Origin of the sequence: Mycobacterium sp. M23085 (assembly GCF_045343915.1) — a bacterium.
GTDB lineage: Bacteria > Actinomycetota > Actinomycetes > Mycobacteriales > Mycobacteriaceae > Mycobacterium.
The window spans coordinates 3,945,314-3,963,978 of sequence record NZ_CP174280.1; the positions used below are offsets into that span (position 1 = coordinate 3,945,314).

An 18,665-nucleotide genomic window follows, 5' to 3' on the forward strand; every position below is an offset into this window, starting at 1 on the left:
ACTGTAAAGTCTGTAAACTATGGACGACGTTGTCGCGGACGACCCGATGCGCGAACGGATCCTGCAGGCCGCTTTTAAGGTGCTCTGCCGCCATGGCTACGGCAAGCTGAGCCTCACTGATGTGGCGGCCGAGGCGGGGATTTCGCGCCCCACCTTGTACAAGTCCTTCTCGTCCAAAGACGACCTGCTGGCCGCCTTCAGTGGGTTCGAATTGCGTTTACTGGGTGAGGAATTGGCACGCTCAACCGACGGGCGGACCGGCCGCGGCAGGGTTGACGCGCTGCTGCAGTTCCTGGTCGGCTTCTACGGCTCGTACCAGATGCGCGGCCTCGTTGAGATCGAACCGAACCTGGTGCTCGATCAGATGAGCAGGGCGATGCCCGAGCTGGTCGCCCTGGTCGCGCCGGCGCTGGAAGGGCAGGTCTCGGACCCGGAAGCGGTGGCGATGGCGCTGGTACGGCTATCCATTTGTCACTATCTAGTTCCCGGCTACGACCAGGGCCGGTTGCTTGACCAACTTCGACTCGTGGCGGGCGTACGGTAGCCGGCCATGGGACGAGTCGACGGGAAGGTTGTACTGGTCACCGGCGGCGCGCGCGGCATGGGTGCCGTGCATGCGCAGACGCTGGTATCCGAGGGTGCGCAGGTGGTGATCGGCGATGTCCTTGAGGAGGACGGCCGTGCAGTTGCTGAAAAGTTAGGTGAATCAGCCCGTTTCGAGGCTCTCGATGTTACGGATCCGGACGGGTGGCAGAGGGCGATCGATGCCGCGCTGAACACATTCGGTCGCCTCGACGCGCTGGTCAACAACGCTGGGATCGTCAAAGTGGGACCGCTGCGCGGTTCCTCGGTGTCCGATTGGCAACGGGTCCTCGACGTCAACCTGACCGGAGCCTATCTCGGCATGCGGGCCGCGGTCGAACCGATGATCGCCGGCGGCGGAGGATCGATCGTCAACATCTCGTCTGTGGAGGGACTGGCCGGCAGCGCACACCTGCATAGCTACGTGGCCGCCAAGTTCGGCTTGCGCGGCATCACCAAATCGGCCGCAGTCGAGCTTGCCCGGTACAACATCCGGGTCAACTCCATTCACCCCGGACTGGTGCTTACACCGCTGAGCGAGGGTGTTACCGACGACTTCATGCGACCCATTCCGCTGCGCCGAGGCGCCGCACCCGCCGAGGTCTCCACCTTTGTCGTGCTCCTGGTCAGCGACGAGTCGGCGTACGCCACCGGAGCGGAGTTCGTCGTCGACGGCGGACTGACCAGTTATGTACCCGTGAAAATTTAAACTACCCGCAACCGGATTGGCCCTGTGCCGCAAGGCCTTTCACTTTCCTGGTAATGCGGGGCCTGACGTCCGTCGCGATGACTGCCGTGCCTCACGACCGGCTAGAGACCGGAAGGACGTCCGCATTGTTGTTGTGCGGCGCGCAGGATCGAGTCCGCGACTATGAACGCGGGTTTGGCGCGGTCAGCAACATCAATGGGCAGGTTTGCGGCGCGGCGCAGCACCATCAGTGCCAACGCGCTGTGTGTCGCGTACGAGACGATCAGCAGGTTAGCGCAAGCGTGCGCGCCGGTGACGGTGATGATGTGCTGACGTTTGCCTTCCCAGCCCGGCCAGTTGAGGTCGGGTGGTCGTTGCAGCGATGACCAATTCACGTTGATGGAGGCGACGTCTCCGAGTAACGGAGTCAGGACCGCAACAAGCTCGGGCATTTCGTTGGTGATGCGGTCTGCGCGCGGCCACCAGGCGCCGTCGATATCGCGGCCGAGCTCGCGGGCCACCGATAGCCGGATGGGAGTCGCTTGGCGTCGGGTCCTGACCGCATAGCTCATCGGGGGTACCGCAGCTCGCAGTTGGCGCACCTGATCACGGTGGCGCGGTCTTCCGCAGAAGCCGTCGGAGTTTTCCGGTGTTGGGGGATAGCCGGGGCTGCATAACCCATGGCAGGTTCCTTCGCGCTCAGCGTCGTCGGCCCACGGACGTGGGATAGACGGAGGAATCCTATTGCCGGTGGTGTCGTCCGCGCCGACAGCGCACGACCACCCTGACAACGAACGGCTCGCTTTCGACGCTACGCCTCCAGCGATCCACTCGAGTGGTGGGGTGGCCGGCGACAGAGCCTAAGCCCGGTACGGGTTGCCTGACCGCGCCGGAGGAATCGCGCACCGCCAGATGAGGCTTGCCATGGGTGCCGCCGCAAATCCCTTGCGGTGCAGGGGATGCGGCGCCAACGCTCGGCGTCTGTCTTGTGCAGCGCGACTACGGGTAGGGTGGTGGCAACCGCGAGAACGGATTACATGGCAATAGAGAACTGGTGCGACGCGGCCGAGATCCATCCGTCGCAGGTCCGGGTGGGTGACGTCATCGGCACGCGGCATCCCACCGAATTGCGTCTGACGGTCAAGATGATCAGTGGTCCGCAGAGCGGTCCGCGGCAGTGGACTTTTTTCAGCCGGGACGGCAATGGCCAGCAGCGCACCAGCACATTCGGAGAAGACGAATTGGTTCGCAGGTACGCCAAAGCATCGTGACGTCCGAGAACTCGAACGCCGATCAGGAACGTTGTGTTGCAGAACCTTGAGCGTCGGGGTCGGGCCGATCCGAAAACGTGGGGTTCTCGACCGGTTTCGCGGAGGTTTCGCCCGAAGCGACGTATTTAGGCGCTTCGGGGTGGGAAAACAGGTTCGACTGGTCCATGGGCTGTCCTTCCGAATGAAGAGTTCGGCCGATAGGCGCTGGCGTCGGGGCGACGAGCGAATCGCACGGCGATCTCATTCGTAATTTCGTTCGCGATTGGCGATGACCGCTAGAACGCGGTTCATCTTCACTGTACAGGTCCCCAACGCCATGCAAGTCGTAGGCGGTGAGGTGGCGTCCTGTGCTGCATCTGTGCCGAACATACCGACTGCTGCTCAGCCGGGTCGCTGGGGTTGCGCCGGCCACGGTCGTGACCACCGTACGTGCAGCTTGCAACGCGGAGCACGCAGCGCCACAACAGGTTTCAAAATCCGGTCGGCTTCGTGCTACTCTCAACCCGCATGGGTGTGTTTGGTACACCCGCATTCGAATGAGAGAAGTAAGTAAATGGCACAGGGAACTGTGAAATGGTTCAACGGTGAAAAGGGCTTCGGCTTCATCACCCCTGACGACGGCGCGAAGGACCTCTTCGTCCACTACTCCGAGATCCAGGGAAGCGGCTATCGCTCGCTCGACGAAAACCAGCGTGTTCAGTTCGAGGTTGAGCAAGGAGCCAAAGGACCCCAGGCAGTAGGAGTCACTGCCGTCTAAGAAACTCACATACGTCACGGTGGGCTGGTGCGGTTGCTTCGCACCAGCCCATTGGTGTTTCGGACCCACACCACCGCGAGCAAAGGTTTCTTCCGCAGGCGACACATCACCGGGAAATTGACCCGATAGCCGCCGACCACCGGGATGATGGAGGCGTGCGTCTCGCTTGGGTGTCGCGGTTGGCCGTCGCGGTGGTGCTCGTCTCGGTGCGCTGGGCTGTCACCGCGCACGCCGACCCCGACGTACCGCCGGTCAGCGACGCCGCGCGAGCGGCCGGGTTCGTGGACATCCGGACTGTGGTTCCCGACGCGATACTGGACCTGCGGTACGCGACGACGAACAACTTCACCCACACTCAGCTGTATCCGTCCGACGCCAGATGCCTTGTGCACCAGTCGATGGCGCCCGGCCTGGCCGCCGCCGCCGGCGCGTTGCGCCCGCAGGGCCACCTGCTGGTGTTCTGGGACTGCTATCGGCCCCACGACGTGCAGGTCAAGATGTTCAACCTGGTCCCCAACCCTGCGTGGGTGGCACGCCCGGGCCCGTATGCGCACAGCCACGAGTCGGGGCGCTCGGTCGACGTGACCTTCACAACGACGCAGCAGCCGTGCTCGTCCGGGCTGCACGCGAGCGGCCTGTGCCTGGCCGACATGGGCACCGACTTCGATGACTTCACTACTCGGGCAACGGCTTTCAACACCGAGGGCATCAGCCCCGACGCGGTGGCGAACCGAGCCGCGCTGCGGGACGCCATGAACTATGGCGGGTTGAAGGTGTATTCGGGGGAGTGGTGGCATTTCGACGGCCCGGGAGCCGGAATCGACCAACCGATTCTCAACGTGCCCGTCGACTAGTGATGTCTCATAATATGAGATAAAAATTTCATAATGTGATCGCGGGGCGTAGTCTGCCAGACGAGACACGGCAGGCAAGGAGCCTCAGTGAACGACAACCATCGAGCGACCTACACGCACGGACACCACGAGTCGGTGTTGCGCTCTCATCAGCGCCGCACCGCCGCGGACTCCGCGGCATATCTGCTGCCCTACCTGCAGCCGGGGCTCTCCGTGCTCGACGTCGGATGCGGACCCGGCACCATCACCGCAGACCTGGCCGCCGTCGTCGCGCCCGGATCGGTCACCGCGGTCGACCAGGTCGCCGAGGTGCTCGATGTTGCCCGCGCTGAAGTCGAGCGACGGAAACTGTCCAACGTCTCGTTCGCGACCGCCGACGTGCACAACCTCGACTTTCCCGACCGCATGTTCGACGTCGTCCACGCGCATCAGGTGTTACAGCACGTCGCCGATCCTGTTGCCGCTCTGCGGGAGATGCGGCGGGTGTGCGCGCCGGGCGGCATCGTGGCGGCCCGCGACGCCGACTACTCGGGATTCATCTGGTATCCCGAGCTACCGGCGCTCGACCTGTGGCGAGACCTCTACCACCGCGTCGCGCGCGCCAATCGCGGCGAGCCGGATGCCGGCCGGCGACTGCTGTCGTGGGCGCAGCAGGCGGGATTCGACGACATCGCGCCCACGGGCAGCCTGTGGTGCTACGCCACGCCCGCGGCCCGCGACTGGTGGGGCGGGATGTGGGCCGACCGGATCCTGCACTCCGCGATCGCCCGCGACCTGGTGAATCTCGAGCTGGCGACCACCGCGCAGCTCGACGAGATCTCTTCCGCCTGGCTGGAATGGGCCGAAACCCCGGACGGCTGGATCGCCATCCCGCACGGCGAGGTCATCTGCCGCGCTTAATCCCTCAATCCAAAAACAGGTCCGGAATCGGTTGGTCGCCGCCGCCGTAGCGGGACAGGTCCTCGGCAGGCGAACCGCTGGCCGCTAAGTGTTCTTTTACCTGGTCAATGTGCGGTATTGGCATTCTCTTTTTTTGCAAGTACGTTATTCACCGATGGATAATACGGCCCACACTCCGTCTGGTATCCCGCTGCAGCCCGTATACGGCCCGGCGGACGTAGGCGCGGAGCCTCCGCCGCCGGGGGAGTTCCCCTTCACCCGGGGAAACTTCGCGTCCGGGTATCGCGGCAAGCTCTGGACCTTCCGCCAGTACTCGGGATTCGGCACCGCCGAGGAATCCAACCGCCGTTACCGCTACCTGCTGGAGCAAGGCGGGACCGGGTTGTCGGTGGCGCTCGACCTGCCCACCCAATGCGGTTACGACTCCGACGACCCCGAATTCGGCGAGGAGGTCGGCCGGGTCGGCGTTGCGGTGGACACCCTGGCCGACTTCGAGATCCTGTTCGACGGCATCCCGTTGGACAAACTCAGCACGAGCATGACGATCAACGGCACGGCGGCGATCCTGCTCGCGTTCTACGTCGCCGCCGCCGAGAAGAAGGGCATCCCGCGGGCCAAGCTCACCGGGACCATCCAGAACGACATCCTCAAGGAGTACGCCTCGCGCGGTACCTGGATCTGGCCGCCGGAGCCCTCGTTGCGACTGATCGCCGACACCATCGAGTTCTGTGCGGCCGAGGTTCCCCGGTTCAACGCGATTTCGGTGGCCGGAGCGCACTTCCGCGATGCCGGAGCCAACGCGGTGCAGGAGATGGCGTTCACCCTGGCCGACGGCGTGACGTATTGCGACACCGTGGTGGAGCGCGGCCGCATGACGATCGACCAGTTCGCACCGCAGATCTCGTTCTTCTTCTACACCCACGGCGACTTCTTCGAGGAGATCGCCAAATACCGTGCGGGACGCCGGCGTTGGGCGACCATCGTGCGGGAGCGCTACGGGGCGAAAACGGCGAAGGCGGCAATGTTCCGCTTCGGCTGCGTCTGCGGTGGCGCGTCGCTGTACGCGCCGCAGGCCCACAACAACATCGTCCGGGTGGCCTACGAGGCGATGGCCGCGGTGCTGGGCGGTGTGCAGTCGATGTTCACGGCGGCCTGGGACGAACCGTTCGCGCTGCCCACCGAGGAGACCACCACGCTGGCGCTGCGCACCCAGCAGATCCTGGCGCACGAGACCGGGGTGGCCAGCGTCGCCGACCCGCTGGGCGGCTCGTACTTCGTGGAGGCGCTGACCGATGCGACCGAGGAACGCATCATCGACATCATGTCCGACCTCGAGCGGCATGGCGGAATGGTGCAGGCCATCGAGGACGGCTACCTGCAGGGCCTGATCGCCGACGAGGCCTTCAACCTGCATCAGGAGGTCGAAGCCGGCACCCGGCCCGTCGTCGGGGTCAACCGCTTCGTGACGGAGGAGCCGGCACACGATGTCGACACTTACGAACTCGACGCCGAGGGACGCGATCTGCAACTCAAGCGGCTGTCCAAGATCAAGACCGAAAGAGATTCGGCCGCAGTAAAATCCACGTTGGCTGCGCTGTCGAAGTCAGCCGAGGGAGACGACAATCTGATGCACAAGCTGATCGACTGCGCCAACGCCTACTGCACGGTCGGGGAAATGGTTTCCGCGCTCAAGGCGGTGTGGGGCGAATTCCAGCAACCGGTGGTGTTCTAGATGGCCGTGCGCGTCCTCGTCGCCAAGCCCGGCCTGGACGGGCACGATCGCGGCGCCAAGATCGTCGCCCGCACCCTGCGTGACGCCGGGTTCGAGGTCATCTATACCGGCATCCGCCAGCGCATCGAGGACATTGCCTCGATCGCCGTCCAAGAGGACGTGGCGGTGGTGGGGTTGAGCATCCTGTCGGGTGCGCATCTGGCCCTCACCGCGCGCACCGTGGAGGCGCTGCGCGCCGCCGATGCCGCCGACATCGCCGTCGTCGTCGGGGGCACCATCCCGGCTGCCGATGTGCCCAAGCTGCTCTCCGCCGGCGCCGCAGCGGTATTCCCCACCGGGACACCGCTGGAGGACCTGGTGCGCGACATCCGCGCACTGACCGGCACGGCTGACATCGGACCGAAGGTACCCGTCACGGAGGAACCATGCGCGTCGGAGTAATGATCGGCGCCGAGCGTGGTGACATGGCCCGCAAGGTGGACAAGCTGGCCTCCGATATCGAATGGGCCGAATCCGCGGGCCTGGACACCGCATGGATGCCGCAGGTGCCCAACGACTTCGACTGCCTGACCATGGTGTCGCTGATGGCCGCCCACAGCTCGCGCATCGAGCTGGGCACCGCCGTGGTGCCGCTGCAGGCCCAGCACCCCATTGCCCTTGCCCGCCAGGCCCTCTCGACGCACGCGGTGGCCGCCGGACGGCTGGCGCTGGGTGTCGGGCCGTCGCACCACTGGATCATCCGGGACATGCTCGGCTTGCCGTACGAGAAGCCGGCCGCCTACACCCGCGACTACCTGCAGGTGCTCAATGCCGCCATCGCCGGGCCGGGATCGGTTGACGTCGAGAACGATTCGTTCACGGTGCACAATCCGTTGGCGATCGGGGCCGATACTCCGATGCCGGTGCTCGTCGCCGCACTGGGGCCGGTGATGCTGCAGATCGCCGGTGAACTCGCCGACGGCACCGTGCTGTGGATGGCCGACGAGCGCGCGATCGGGGACCACATCGCGCCGAAGATCACCAAGGCCGCTGCGGACGCCGGACGACCCGCACCGCGGATCGTCGCGGGAATCCCGGTATGCCTGTGTGCGCCTGGGCAGGTCGACGAGGCCAAGGAGCGCGCCAACCGCATCCTGGGCGAGGCCGAAGTGTCGCCGAACTACCAGCGCCTGCTCGAGCGCGGCGATGCCCGTGACGTCGGCGACCTGTGCGCGGCCGGCGACTCGGAACAGATTCTGTCGCGATTCCGCTCCTTCGCCGACGCCGGTGTGACGGATCTGTCGGTGCGGCTGCTGCCGATCGGCGACAACCGCGACGAACTGATCGCCTCCAAGCGCCGAACCCGAGAAATGATCTCCTCACTCGCCGCGGAATTGCGTTGACCGCAAGCAACACCGGGCCGCTGGCCGGGATACGCATCCTCGAGGTGGGCACCATGCTGGCCGGTCCGTATGCGACCATGCTGCTCGCCGATCTCGGCGCCGAGGTCACCAAGATCGAACCGGCCGGTGGCGAGATCTCCCGCACCGTCGGTGCCACCTACTTCGCCAGCCTCAACCGCAACAAAGCCAGCATCACCCTGGAGCTGAATTCCGATGCGGGACAACAGCGGTTGGGTGAGCTGGTCGCCGAATCGCACGCTCTGCTGGTGAACCTGAAGCCGTCGGCGATCCGCCGGCTGGGCCTGACCTACGACGAGTTGCGCCGGCACAACGAGCGGATCGTCTGCGTGGCGATCACCGGATTCGGACTCTACGGCGGCGACGACCCGGCGTTCGACTACGTGGTGCAGGCGGGCGTCGGCACCGCTGCCTTGACCGGTGACCCGGACGGGCCGCCGACGCTGCCCGGCTACTCCTCGGCCGACAACTCCACCGGAATGACCGCTGCGCTGGGGCTATTGGCGAAGATCATCTCCGGCACCGGCGGCCAGGTGGATGTGTCGCTGCGCGACGTCATGCTCTCCCAGCTGAACTACCATGCGTCGGCCTATCTCAACAGTGGCATCGAGCCGCAGCGGCGCCCCTACGGCGCCCACTCCTATTATGTTCCGGCTCAGCTCTTTCCGACCGCCGACGGATATCTGGCGCTGTTCATCACGCACGACGGATTCTGGAAGTCATTCGCCGCCGAAGCGGGAATCGGAGGCTTTGAAACGATGGCCGAGCGAGTCGCCCGCTGCGACGAAGTGCTGGCGGTCGTCACCGCGATGCTGGCCACCGACAGCGCCGCCGGCTGGGAACGACGACTGCGCCCGCTCGGAGTTCCGGCAGCCGCCGTCAGGACGCTGCCCGAGGCGCTCGAGGCCACTCCGGAAGTGATTGTCACAGCGGGTGAATTCCGTTTGGTGGGAAGCCCGATCCACGTCTCCGGCTATCAGCCCGAGTATCGGCCCCCGCCAAGGTTGCCCGGGTAGCTGGCCTGCCGGGTTCCGTTGCGTGACAGCGACGCCACGATCGGCGTCAGGCAGCCGGCCCGGTGAGGTGAGCCTCGGCGAGCTTCCGGAATGCCGTCACCAGCCGGCCGCGGTCCCCGGCCCGTGTCGCCAGCACGACATGACTGGGCTCTACGTTTTCCAAAGGGACCGTGGTGATGTCGGGCCGTAAGCTGTTGCCGTGGACGCCGGCCGTGATCGCGACGGCCTGGCCGGAGGCGATGAGCTCGAACTTATCCTCGAGCGCTTCGATGAACGGCCCGTCTGGTGCTCGACGCCCATCGGGCCGCGGATCGATGCGCCAGAAGGCACTCCACGCCGGGTCCGAATGACGCACCTGCGGCATGGGTTCGTCGGCGATGTCGTCGAGGGTGACCGATTTCCGGCCCGCCAGGCGATGGTCGATGGGTATCGCCAGCATCCGCGGTTCGTCGTACAGGATCGTCACGTGCAAGCCTTCAGTCGGAAACGGTAGGCGGGTAACCACCGCGTCCACCCGATGGCCGAGCAACGCATCGAGTGCCCGATCCCAATCCAAATGCGTGACTTGGACATCGGCTTCGGGATGCTCGCGCCGCATCTCTCGCACCGCGGGCGTGACGATCATTCCCATCGTGTAGCCGATGGTGATGCGGGTGGGCTGCGCGGCCGCCCGCGCCTGCGCCGCGGCTTGGGCGGCCGAACGTAGCAGCGCCTTGGCTCGGGGCAGGAACACCTCGCCCGCCTCCGTGAGCCGGGTGCCCTGCGGGGTGCGGTCGAACAAGCGGACGCCGAGTTGCTGTTCGAGCCGGCGAATCTGGCGGCTCAACGATGGCTGCGCGACGCGCAGCACTGCGGCGGCCCGGCCGAAGTGTCGGTGCTCGGCCACCACGACGAAGTACCCCACCAGCCGCAGGTCCAGATCCACTACCGGCGATGCCGACTCCGTCATGCGCTCAGTGTAATCGTGCGCTGACCCGTCGCAGACCCAGAAATAGGCTTGACATGCCGTGATGCCTGAATCGCATCGCGTCATATGAAACAGGACTTGGACACGGCTTCCACCCGGTCATTGACTTGATCGCATACCTCCCAGGCGACCAGAAGGAAAATTCCATGCACGTTTTCGTCACGGGCGCGACCGGTCACATCGGTTCCGCCGTCGTCACCGAACTCCTCGACGCTGGACATCAAGTCACCGGTTTGGCGCGGTCGGATGCGGGCGCCGCGGCCCTGCGGGCCGTGGGAGCAATACCCCGCCGCGGCGATCTCGACGACCTCAACGGCCTGCGGGATGCGGCGGCGGCGGCCGACGGCGTCATTCACCTCGCCTTCAAACACGACTTCGACGACTTCGCCGGCGCGGCAGAGACCGATCTGCGTGCGGTAACGGCAATGGGGGAGGCGCTTGTCGGCTCCGATCGGCCGTTTGTCAGCACGTCGGGGACGCTCCTGCTTGCCATGTTGGGACGGGATCTCGCGACCGAACAGGACGTGGTGCCCGGCGGCCCGCGCGTCGACTCCGAGAATGCGGTGATCGCGCTGGCCGACCGCGGGGTGCGGTCGTCGGTCATCCGGCTGTCCCCGTTGGTGCATAGCGACCTCGACCACCACGGCTTCGCCCACCACCTGATCAACACCGCCCGCGAGACCGGCAAGTCCGGCTACATCGGCGACGGCTCCAACCGTTGGCCGGGCATCCACACACTCGACGCCGCGCACCTGTACCGGCTTGCGCTCGAAAAGGCGCCCGCCGGAACGCGTTTGCACGGGGTGGCCGACGAGGGGGTGCCGTTCCGCGACATCGCCGCGGTGATCGGCCGGCATCTCGATGTGCCGACCGTCAGCATTCCCGCCGAAGAGGCCGGTCACTTCGGCTTCCTCGCGCTGTTCGCGTCGTTGGACAACCCGACGTCGAACGCGCTGACGCGAAAGGTGCTGGACTGGCGGCCGCAGCGGCCGGGGCTACTCGAGGATCTCAACGCCGGCCATTACTTCGCCGAGTGAGCGGAACCGTGACTGACTCGGTGATCGCCGCGGCACGCCAGGCGCTTGGGCCGGTTGGCGTGTGCCTGCCCGTCTCATTCACCAGCGCGCCGTCCACCGACCTGCAACGCGTGGCGGTGGGACGGTTGGAACGCGCCGGATACCGTGCCGTGTGGACCAACGAGGTCATCGGCAAGGACGCCCTGGTGCAGCTCGCGTTACTGTTGGCCGCCACCGACCGGATAACCTTCGGCACGTGCATCGCCAACGTCTGGGCCCGGCCGGCCCAGACCATGCACGCCGCGGCAGCCCAACTGGCCCAGGCTTATCCGGGCAGAATCGTGCTCGGGTTAGGCGTCGGCTATCCGGAGCAGGCGGCCAGCGTCGGCCGCGAATACGGCAGCCCGGTGGTCACCATGCGTGACTATCTGCAGGCAATGGACGGCCCGACGTGGCCGCCGGCGCCGGACACGGCTTATGTCCGCGTCGTCGCCGCCAACGGCCCGAAAATGCTTGCGCTGGCGGAAAAGTTCGCCGACGGGGCATTTCCCGCCGGGCTGCCTCCCGAGTTCACCGCCCGGGCCCGTCGATCGCTCGGACCGGACAAGCTCCTGGCCGTTGGCCTGTCCCTCGCGCGCGGCAGCCAGGCCGCGCGCGAGTCGGTGTCGGCCAGGCTCGGCGCGCCGTCTTATGCGTCGAGGCTGGTGGAGCTGGGGTACTCGGTCGGTGACATCGACGAGGTGACCGATCGTCTGGTCAATGCGCTTGTCGCGCATGGGGATCCGGCGAACATCGCGGCCAAGGTGAGCGAGCATCTGGCGGCGGGTGCGGATCATGTCGTGCTGCTTCCGCCAATTGGTGGTGAATTCGGCGCCGGTATTGACCAATTCGAAGAGCTGGCTCCGGCGTTGGCGGAATCAGCCCGCTAGCCCGTCACGTTCGGCGTCAAGAGGAGAGCTTCGCCAGCTGTTTTTCCTGATAGCGGCGGGCCCACTCGGCGCGCGACCGGATCGACACGTCCACGTCAATTCCCTTGGCGCGCAGCGCTTTGACGGTCGCCTGCTCGCGGGGGGTCCGGGCGAACGGGTCCCAGCCGAAGAACCGGCAGGCGTTGCCCCAGGTGATCTTGTCGATGTCGGAGTCGTCGGCGCCGGCGGCGTTGAGTTCGGCCAGTACCTGCTCGGGCGCGTCCGGCCAGAAGCAGTCCGAGTGGGGGTAGTCGCACTCCCAGGCGATGATGTCGATGCCGATCTCGTGGCGCAGCTTCAGCGACGTCTTGTCGGTGACGTAACAGGCCAGCGAGTGTTCCCGGAAGACATCACTGGGCAGTTTGTCGCCGAAGTCGCGGCGCAGCCACTTCTGGTTGGTGTAATGGCGGTCGCTGCGGTCCAGGTAGAACGGAATCCAGCCGATACCGCCTTCGGAGAAGGCGAATTTCAGATCGGGATAGTTCCGCATGGCGGGGCCCCACAACAGATCCTGGGCGCACATCGCCGAGACCTGGGTGGCCAGAATGATCATGTGTCGATCGGCGCGTTGGGTGCCATGCTGATCGCCCCGAAGCCGGTGCCGATGTGCAGACACATCACCACGTTCTCCTCGGACAGCGTGCGGAACACCGGACCCCAGTAGTTCTCGTCGTGGTAGCTCGGAAGTCCTTCCAGGTGCGGCAATTCCGGCATGGTGACCGCTCGGCAGCCCTTCGCGGCAACGCGGCGGATCTCCGCGCACATACCCTCGGGGGTCCAAGTCGGCAGGATGGCGATGGGAATGAAGCGGTCCGGGTAGGCTCCGGCCCATTCGTCGATGTGCCAGTCGTTGTACGCCGACACCATCACCAAGGTGACGTCTTCACGCGTCATGTTGAGGTGCCGGGCCGAAAAGCCGGTGAACGTCGGGAAACACATCGACGCGAGGATGCCGTTGCGGTCCATGTCGCGGACGCGTTCGTGGACGTCGTAGACGCCGGGGCGCATTTCCGCAAAGCCGGCGGGATCGCGGCCCCACTCCTCGGCCGGCCAGGACACCACCGCGTTGAGGCCGCTCACGCCCTGCGGCCTGCCCTGGTACATCCACTGGTCCACGCCCTTGTCGTCGGTGACGACGACGGGTGCCTCGTCCCTGTATTTGGCGGGCACGTGCCGCAGGAACATGTCCGGCGGTTCGACCACATGGTCGTCAATGCTCACCAAGATCAGGTCGTCGACATTCATCAAGCAGTCCTCTCCGGCGTCCCGACTCGGGCCGAACTCGGTTGGCCGCCGTACTCCGTGGTGGTTTCGAGCAGTCGTGGAATCGGCGCCGGGTCCAGTTGCAGCGCGTCCGACATGTGCAGCTGCCCGGCATTGGCGAGCATGTTGTCCAGGATCGCCTGCAGGTCGTCGCCCTCGATCTCGTAAATGGCGACGTAGGGTCCGTCGGCCGCAACGGGTCGCAGGCGGCGCGCGGATACGAATCCATCCAGCGCCACCAGTTCACCCAGGTGCACCTCGTCGTACCAGGTGTTGTACTCCTGTTCGCGCTCGGGCGAGCTGGGTCGGCTCTCCACCAGGATGATGCCCTTGGCCATCGTCGCCACCTCTCTGGCTGCTACTCGTAGCGCACCGTGACCGAGTCCGTATCCGGAACGCCCTGGCACGTCAGAATGTAGCCCTCGGCGACCTCGTCGGGTTCCAGAGCGTCGTTGACCCGCATGGTGGCATGGCCCTCTTCGAGCCGGGCCATGCAGGTACCGCAGTTGCCGGCCTCGCAGCTGAACGGCGGTTCCAGCCCGGCCCGCCGCGCGGTCTCCAGCAGAGTCTCGCCGGGAACTATGGGCACCGAGACCTTTTTGCGGTCGAGATGAATCGTCACCGTGCCGGCGCTGGAGCCGTTTGTTGCCGGATCTGTCACCCGTGAGGTCTCCTCGATGATCCGGGTGACCGTCACTGCGACCGCCCCCTCTCCCGTATTTGCATTCTTCAGTATAGAGAATACTATTCTCACGAAGCGATAGCATCTTCTCAATACTGTATGGATGTCGGGTCAGCCCGGTCTGTCAGGGAAGGACGGGACGTGACCGAGCCGGCGGCGCTCGTGTTCGAGGAACGGCGATTCAGCGCGCCCGAACTCGACGCGTTGGCCGACGGGTGGGCCGCGACCCTGGCAAAAGACGGTGTCCGCGCCGGCCAGCGCGTCGCCGTCATGGCCTCCAATCGGCCGGAGTTCCTCGCCGTGGTACTCGCGATCTGGCGACTGGCCGCCACCGCGGTGCTCATCAGCCCCGCGTGGAAGCGCGATGAAGTCGACCACGCGCTGGGGCTGACCGACCCCGGGCACGCCGTCGGGGACCACCCGGTGCTGGCCGGTCTGATGCCGATGCTGCACCTGGACGAGTCGGTCCCGCCCGCGGCGCCGATGGCCGGTTCACCGCCGCCCACGAACGACGCGGCGCTGGTGTTCAGTTCCGGCACCACCGGCCTGCCGAAGGCCGTGCGGCACACCCACGCGTCGCTGGATGAAGCGGTGCGGCACTGGCGCAATGCGTTGCAACTGACGCGCCACGACCGGATCCAGGTTGCGACGCCGCCGTCACACATTCTCGGATTGTTGAACCTGCTGACCGCGTGGCAGACCGGTGTCTGCGTGCGGCTGCATCCACGTTTCGACATCGACCAGGTGCTGCGGCACATCGAAAGTGACCGCATCACCGTGGAAATGGCGGTCGCGCCGATCGCGTTGGCCATCGCCTCGCATCCCGACCTCGAGTCCTACGACCTGTCGTCGCTGCGTTACATCATGTGGGGGGCCACACCGGTTACCGCCCACGTCGCGGAGACGGTGACCCGGCGCACCGGAGTGCGCTGGCTTCCGGCCTACGGGACCACCGAATTGCCTGTCCTAACCTGCAATCCGATCGAGAGTCCGCGGCTGGATACTGTCGGACGGGCGGTGCCCGGTGTGGACCTGCGGATCGTTTCCCTCGAGACGAGCGAGCCGGCCGGGCCGGGCGAGGTCGGTGAGATTCAGGCCCGCTCGGCGTCGCTGATGGCCGGATACCTTCCGGCCGAAGCGACCGACGGGGTGATCCACGACGGGTGGTACCGCACCGGCGATGTCGGCTGGCTGGACACCGGCGGTTGGCTGCGAATCACCGACCGCCTCAAAGAGATGATCAAGGTGCGCGGCTTCCAGGTCGCGCCCGCCGAAATCGAGACGGTGTTGCAGGCTCATCCCGCCGTCAAAGACTGCGCGGTGTTCGGGGTTCCCGACGGCCTCAACGGTGAAGCCGTGGTCGCCGCCGTCGCGACATCCGCACCCGTCGATGCGGCCCACCTGACCGCCATGGTGGACGAAAGACTGGCGTCATACAAACGTTTGAGCCGGGTGGTGTTCGTCCCCGACATTCCTCGCCTGCCTTCCGGCAAGGTGCTACGCCGAGTGCTGAGGGAGCGCTATGGATGTACGTCTGACAGCTGAACAACAGCAATTACGCGACGCCGCCGCCAAGCTGGCCGACGATCTGGGGCCGGCGGCGGTGCAGGATCTCGACGACCAGACTCGAATTGCCCGGCTGGACAAGCAGATCGAGAACACCGGCTGGCGGTCGTTGCGTTCCGATGGGGCTACCGGTGTGGAAGTGGCCATCGTGGCCGAGGAATTCGGCCGTCGACTGGTCGACACGCCGTTCCTCGGGCCCGTGCTCGCCGACGATCTCGGACGGCACGTCGGCGCCGACGTCTCGGCGACGACGGTGGCCGTCGACGAACGGGTGATCGATGCGCGCGGCGCCGCGCGCGCCCTGTCGCTGTCCGGTGGCACCGTCGTCGCCGCCGAGGTGCGGATCTCGCCGCAGAGCGTCGATCTGACCCGGGCCGACGCGACGCTCGGGGGAGCACCGGAGAGGCTGGGCGACGTGTCCGCCGAGGTTGCCGGGCAATGGCGGGCCCTCGCACTGGTCGCCACGACGGCGGACCTGGTGGGCGTCGCGCGGGGTGCCCACGCCGTCGCGTGTGACTACGCCAAGATCCGTGAACAATATGGCAAGCAGATCGGCTCGTACCAGGCCATCGCCCACTTGCTGGCCGAAAGCCTTGCGCTGATTGAAGGTTCGATCAGCGTGTTGCGGCACGCCGCGTGGGCCGTCGATGAACTTGCGCCCGCCGAGGCCATTCGGGCCGCCCAAATCGCAAAGGTCTACTGCGCGCGCGCCACGCGCACCGTCTGCGAGACCGCCATCCAGGTGCACGGCGGTATCGGCAACACCTGGGACTGCGTGGCGCACGTCTACCTGCGCCGCGCCCTCACATCGACCGAGCTGTGGCCGGTCGCGCTGAAGGAGATCGACCTTGGACTTTCGTGACTCACCCGACGAAGCCGCCTTCCGGGACCGGCTGCGCACATGGCTTGCCGCACACGCCAAGGAGTTTTCCGGCTCGGGCGACGAATATTGGGTGCGGATGGCCGATTGGCACCGCGCCCTATACGAGAACGGCTTTTTCGGCCTGTCCTGGCCACGCGAGTGGGGCGGCCAGGACCTGGCGCCGGTGTATGACGTCATCGTGGATGAGGAGCTGGTGCGGGCCGGTGCGCCGCCGCGCCCCAGCGTCGGCTACCTGGTCTACGGGATCGGCGCGCACGGGAGCGACGAGCTGCGAAAGCGCTTCCTGCCCGGCATCATCAATGGCACCGAGCGCTGGTGCCAGGGATTCAGCGAACCGGGCGCCGGTTCGGATCTGGCGTCGCTGACCACCACCGCTCGCCTCCAAGGCGACAACTACGTGGTGAACGGGCACAAGATCTGGACCAGCTACTCCGACGTGGCGGACCGGTGTCTGTTGCTGGCGCGCACCGACCCCGAGGCCAAGCGCCACCGCGGCCTGTCCGCGTTCATCCTGGACATGAAACAGCCTGGTGTGCAACAGCGCCCGCTGCAGATGATCAACGGCGTCACCAACGAGTTCGGTCAGGTGTTCTTCGATGACGCCACCGTGCCGGCGGACCGGATGGTCGGAGCTCCCGGCGATGGCTGGGCCGTGGCCATGACGGTCGTCGGGCACGAACGCGAGCCGTCCACGCTCGGCTACGCGGCCCGCTACGGCAAGCTCGTTCGAGAGTTGTTGTCACGCAACGAGGGTGAGGTACCCGAGGAGCTGGCGTGGGCCGCGGTCCAGTCGGACATGCTGACCCATCACGTGCGGCGGCGGCTGTCCGAACAGCTCGACGGGGTGTCACACGGCTCGGAAGGATCGCTGGACAAGCTGTTGATGACGTGGGTGGAACAATCCGTTGGGCATGCGGCCCTGGCGGTCGCGGGAACGCGCGATCCCGACCTGCTCAGCGCCTACCTGTACAGCCGGGCGCAAAGCGTGATGGGCGGAACGTCACAGATACAGAAGAACATCATCGCTTCACGAATCTTGGGGTTGTAGGAGTGATCGCGAACGCGGGCGAAGCCCGGGTGAAGCGGGTCACGACCGTTGTAGGAGTGATCGCGAACGCGGGCGAAGCCCGGGTGAAGCGGGTCACGACCGTTGTAGGAGTGATCGCGAACGCGGGCGAAGCCCGGGTGAAGCGGGTCACGACCGTTGTAGGAGTGATCGCGAACGCGGGCGAAGCCCGGGTGAAGCGGGTCACGACCGTTGTAGGAGTGATCGCGAACGCGGGCGAAGCCCGGGTGAAGCGGGTCACGACCGTTGTAGGAGTGATCGCGACCATCGAAGGAGTCTGACGTGTACGACATGCCTACCGAAATCGACGTGCAGGCCGACGGTGCCCTGCGCATCATCACGCTCAATCGGCCGGATTCGCTCAACTCGGTCAACGACAACCTGCACGTCGGACTCGCGCGGCTGTGGCAGCGACTGACCGACGACCCGACGGCCCGTGCCGCGGTGATCACCGGTGCCGGCCGGGCGTTTTCGGCCGGCGGTGATTTCACGTATCTCGAGGAGCTGGCGAACGACGCGGCGCTGCGGGCCAAAACCATCCGGGACGGGCGCGAGATCGTGCTGGGGATGGCCCGCTGCCGAATTCCGGTGGTGGCGGCGGTCAACGGCCCCGCCGTCGGGCTGGGCTGCAGCCTGGTGGCGCTCAGCGACATCGTCTACATCGCCGAAAGCGCCTATCTGGCCGACCCGCACGTACAGGTGGGGCTGGTGGCCGCCGACGGTGGGCCGCTGACCTGGCCGCTGCACATCAGCCTGCTGCTGGCAAAGGAATTCGCCCTCACCGGCACCCGCATCAGCGCGCAGCGGGCCGTCGAACTCGGCTTGGCCAATCATATTGCGGAGGATCCGGTTGCCGAGGCGATCGCCAGCGCCAAGAAGATTTTGGAGCTGCCCCAGCAGGCGGTGGAGAGCACCAAGCGGGTGCTCAACATTCATCTGGAGCGGGCCGTGCTCGCCAGTCTGGACTATGCGCTGTCGGCCGAGAGCCAGTCGTTCCTGACCGAGGACTTCCGGGCCAACGTGGCGAAGTTCAACGCAGCCAAGAAAAACTGAC

General features: G+C 66.1%; 22 protein-coding genes and 1 pseudogene. 17 read left to right on the plus strand and 6 right to left on the minus strand.

From position 1 onward, the window contains the following. Positions 1-19: 19 nt before the first annotated feature. Both ACIUM1_RS18550 and ACIUM1_RS18555 read left to right on the plus strand, forming a co-directional pair. Positions 20-544 carry a TetR/AcrR family transcriptional regulator gene (locus ACIUM1_RS18550; protein WP_406814074.1) on the plus strand — a complete coding sequence of 175 codons (525 nt, stop codon included), beginning with the start codon at positions 20-22 and terminating at the stop codon, positions 542-544. A gap of 6 nt (positions 545-550) precedes the next feature. Continuing rightward, positions 551-1,291, plus strand: coding sequence for a glucose 1-dehydrogenase (locus tag ACIUM1_RS18555; protein ID WP_406814075.1), 741 nt, complete (start codon positions 551-553; stop codon positions 1,289-1,291). A 101-nt stretch (positions 1,292-1,392) separates the two neighbouring features. Here the strand turns inward: ACIUM1_RS18555 and ACIUM1_RS18560 are convergent, their stop codons facing one another. Further along, positions 1,393-1,842, minus strand: a complete 450-nt coding sequence (locus ACIUM1_RS18560) for a DUF5994 family protein (protein ID WP_406814076.1) — start codon at positions 1,840-1,842, stop codon at positions 1,393-1,395. Between the two features lie 465 nt (positions 1,843-2,307). Between ACIUM1_RS18560 and ACIUM1_RS18565 the strand changes: the two genes are divergently transcribed. Further along, positions 2,308-2,541: a hypothetical protein gene (locus tag ACIUM1_RS18565; RefSeq protein WP_406814077.1), complete on the plus strand. Its 234-nt coding sequence runs from the start codon at positions 2,308-2,310 to the stop codon at positions 2,539-2,541. A 22-nt stretch (positions 2,542-2,563) separates the two neighbouring features. On the opposite strand, the gene ACIUM1_RS18570 is transcribed toward ACIUM1_RS18565, so the two are convergent. Then, the gene (locus ACIUM1_RS18570; RefSeq protein WP_406814078.1) at positions 2,564-2,707 is read right to left on the minus strand and encodes a hypothetical protein; all 144 of its coding nucleotides are present in this window, start codon (positions 2,705-2,707) and stop codon (positions 2,564-2,566) included. A gap of 387 nt (positions 2,708-3,094) precedes the next feature. Between ACIUM1_RS18570 and ACIUM1_RS18575 the strand changes: the two genes are divergently transcribed. From ACIUM1_RS18575 to ACIUM1_RS18605, 7 genes are all read left to right on the plus strand, one after another. Next, on the plus strand, positions 3,095-3,298 hold the full coding sequence (locus ACIUM1_RS18575; RefSeq protein WP_406814079.1) for a cold-shock protein: 204 nt from the start codon (positions 3,095-3,097) through the stop codon (positions 3,296-3,298). Between the two features lie 179 nt (positions 3,299-3,477). After that, on the plus strand, positions 3,478-4,152 hold the full coding sequence (locus ACIUM1_RS18580) for a M15 family metallopeptidase (RefSeq protein WP_406817740.1): 675 nt from the start codon (positions 3,478-3,480) through the stop codon (positions 4,150-4,152). An 87-nt stretch (positions 4,153-4,239) separates the two neighbouring features. Beyond that, on the plus strand, positions 4,240-5,052 hold the full coding sequence (locus tag ACIUM1_RS18585) for a class I SAM-dependent methyltransferase (protein WP_406814080.1): 813 nt from the start codon (positions 4,240-4,242) through the stop codon (positions 5,050-5,052). A gap of 154 nt (positions 5,053-5,206) precedes the next feature. Beyond that, positions 5,207-6,784 carry a methylmalonyl-CoA mutase family protein gene (locus ACIUM1_RS18590; protein WP_406814081.1) on the plus strand — a complete coding sequence of 526 codons (1,578 nt, stop codon included), beginning with the start codon at positions 5,207-5,209 and terminating at the stop codon, positions 6,782-6,784. Then, on the plus strand, positions 6,785-7,225 hold the full coding sequence (locus ACIUM1_RS18595; protein ID WP_406814082.1) for a cobalamin-dependent protein: 441 nt from the start codon (positions 6,785-6,787) through the stop codon (positions 7,223-7,225). Then, on the plus strand, positions 7,210-8,166 hold the full coding sequence (locus ACIUM1_RS18600) for an LLM class F420-dependent oxidoreductase (RefSeq protein ID WP_406814083.1): 957 nt from the start codon (positions 7,210-7,212) through the stop codon (positions 8,164-8,166). The genes ACIUM1_RS18595 and ACIUM1_RS18600 overlap by 16 nt, the downstream gene beginning before the upstream one ends. Beyond that, the gene (locus ACIUM1_RS18605) at positions 8,163-9,200 is read left to right on the plus strand and encodes a CaiB/BaiF CoA transferase family protein (protein WP_406814084.1); all 1,038 of its coding nucleotides are present in this window, start codon (positions 8,163-8,165) and stop codon (positions 9,198-9,200) included. Before ACIUM1_RS18600 ends, ACIUM1_RS18605 begins: the two co-directional genes overlap by 4 nt. A 46-nt stretch (positions 9,201-9,246) precedes the next feature. Here the strand turns inward: ACIUM1_RS18605 and ACIUM1_RS18610 are convergent, their stop codons facing one another. After that, positions 9,247-10,149: a LysR substrate-binding domain-containing protein gene (locus ACIUM1_RS18610; RefSeq protein WP_406814085.1), complete on the minus strand. Its 903-nt coding sequence runs from the start codon at positions 10,147-10,149 to the stop codon at positions 9,247-9,249. Between the two features lie 164 nt (positions 10,150-10,313). On the opposite strand from ACIUM1_RS18610, the gene ACIUM1_RS18615 reads away from it, so the two are divergent. Then, on the plus strand, positions 10,314-11,204 hold the full coding sequence (locus tag ACIUM1_RS18615; protein ID WP_406814086.1) for an SDR family oxidoreductase: 891 nt from the start codon (positions 10,314-10,316) through the stop codon (positions 11,202-11,204). A 20-nt stretch (positions 11,205-11,224) separates the two neighbouring features. Then, positions 11,225-12,112 (plus strand): LLM class flavin-dependent oxidoreductase, encoded by an 888-nt coding sequence (locus ACIUM1_RS18620; protein ID WP_406817741.1) that lies wholly within the window; start codon positions 11,225-11,227, stop codon positions 12,110-12,112. Between the two features lie 16 nt (positions 12,113-12,128). Here ACIUM1_RS18620 and ACIUM1_RS18625 read toward each other — a convergent pair. The 3 genes and pseudogenes from ACIUM1_RS18625 to ACIUM1_RS18635 all read right to left on the minus strand — a co-directional run bounded on the left by ACIUM1_RS18625 (position 12,129) and on the right by ACIUM1_RS18635 (position 14,111). After that, a pseudogene (locus tag ACIUM1_RS18625) lies at positions 12,129-13,396 on the minus strand (amidohydrolase family protein). Continuing rightward, entirely contained in the window at positions 13,396-13,752 is a 357-nt protein-coding gene (locus ACIUM1_RS18630) for a hypothetical protein (protein ID WP_406814087.1), read from the minus strand. Before ACIUM1_RS18630 ends, ACIUM1_RS18625 begins: the two are co-directional and overlap by 1 nt. A gap of 20 nt (positions 13,753-13,772) precedes the next feature. Next, the gene (locus tag ACIUM1_RS18635; protein WP_406814088.1) at positions 13,773-14,111 is read right to left on the minus strand and encodes a 2Fe-2S iron-sulfur cluster-binding protein; all 339 of its coding nucleotides are present in this window, start codon (positions 14,109-14,111) and stop codon (positions 13,773-13,775) included. Between the two features lie 126 nt (positions 14,112-14,237). Here ACIUM1_RS18635 and ACIUM1_RS18640 point away from each other — a divergent pair, with 126 nt between their 5' ends. The 5 genes from ACIUM1_RS18640 to ACIUM1_RS18660 are packed head-to-tail and all read left to right on the plus strand — an operon-like array spanning position 14,238 to position 18,664. Beyond that, entirely contained in the window at positions 14,238-15,641 is a 1,404-nt protein-coding gene (locus ACIUM1_RS18640) for a class I adenylate-forming enzyme family protein (protein WP_406814089.1), read from the plus strand. Next, positions 15,619-16,524: an acyl-CoA dehydrogenase family protein gene (locus tag ACIUM1_RS18645; protein ID WP_406814090.1), complete on the plus strand. Its 906-nt coding sequence runs from the start codon at positions 15,619-15,621 to the stop codon at positions 16,522-16,524. Before ACIUM1_RS18640 ends, ACIUM1_RS18645 begins: the two co-directional genes overlap by 23 nt. Further along, complete coding sequence (locus ACIUM1_RS18650; RefSeq protein WP_406814091.1) at positions 16,511-17,593, plus strand: acyl-CoA dehydrogenase family protein; 1,083 nt, start codon at positions 16,511-16,513, stop codon at positions 17,591-17,593. The genes ACIUM1_RS18645 and ACIUM1_RS18650 overlap by 14 nt, the downstream gene beginning before the upstream one ends. A 29-nt stretch (positions 17,594-17,622) precedes the next feature. Beyond that, positions 17,623-17,892, plus strand: coding sequence for a hypothetical protein (locus ACIUM1_RS18655; protein WP_406814092.1), 270 nt, complete (start codon positions 17,623-17,625; stop codon positions 17,890-17,892). A 1-nt stretch (position 17,893) separates the two neighbouring features. Then, positions 17,894-18,664 (plus strand): enoyl-CoA hydratase/isomerase family protein, encoded by a 771-nt coding sequence (locus tag ACIUM1_RS18660; RefSeq protein ID WP_406814093.1) that lies wholly within the window; start codon positions 17,894-17,896, stop codon positions 18,662-18,664. Position 18,665 lies beyond the last annotated feature (1 nt).